The sequence below is a fragment of the Streptomyces sp. SID13726 genome (assembly GCF_010548375.1).
Classification (GTDB): Bacteria; Actinomycetota; Actinomycetes; order Streptomycetales; family Streptomycetaceae; genus Streptomyces.
The window spans coordinates 1-424 of sequence record NZ_JAAGLY010000541.1 but is presented as its reverse complement, the minus strand read 5'-3'; the positions used below and the strand labels follow the sequence as shown (position 1 = coordinate 424).

The 424-nt window shown below is 76.7% G+C and carries 1 pseudogene; it reads right to left on the bottom strand.

Annotated elements, in window-relative coordinates:
- Nucleotides 1-220, bottom strand: a pseudogene (locus tag G3I78_RS52650) (sugar isomerase); the annotation flags it as partial.
- Nucleotides 221-424 lie beyond the last annotated feature (204 nt).

Here is a 424-nt window from a genome sequence, read left to right as displayed (position 1 = left end):
CCCCCTCGAGGTGCACGACGGTCGCGCCGGTACGCCGCACGTCGTCGGCGAGCGCCGGGTCGTCCTCGCCCAGCAGGATCACGAGCGTCGCGTCGGTCGCGACGGCGACCGGCCCGTGCCGGTAGTCGAGCGCCGGGTACGACTCGGACCACGCCTGCGCCGCCTCGCGGATCTTCAGCGCCGCCTCCTGCGCGAGGCCGTAGGCCCACGAGCGGCCGAGGACCCCGACCGGCTCGCGCAGGCGGCGCGGCTGTGGTCGCGGCTCGGGGACGACGACCGGGCGCGCACCCTCGTGCGTCAGGGCCTCGCCGTCGCCCCGGAGCACGAGGACCTGCTCTACCTCGACGCGGCGCTCGCCCTCGACACCGGCCGCGGCGCGAAGGGGTACAGCAGCGTCCTCGCGATGAACCCGGAGCACGCCGAG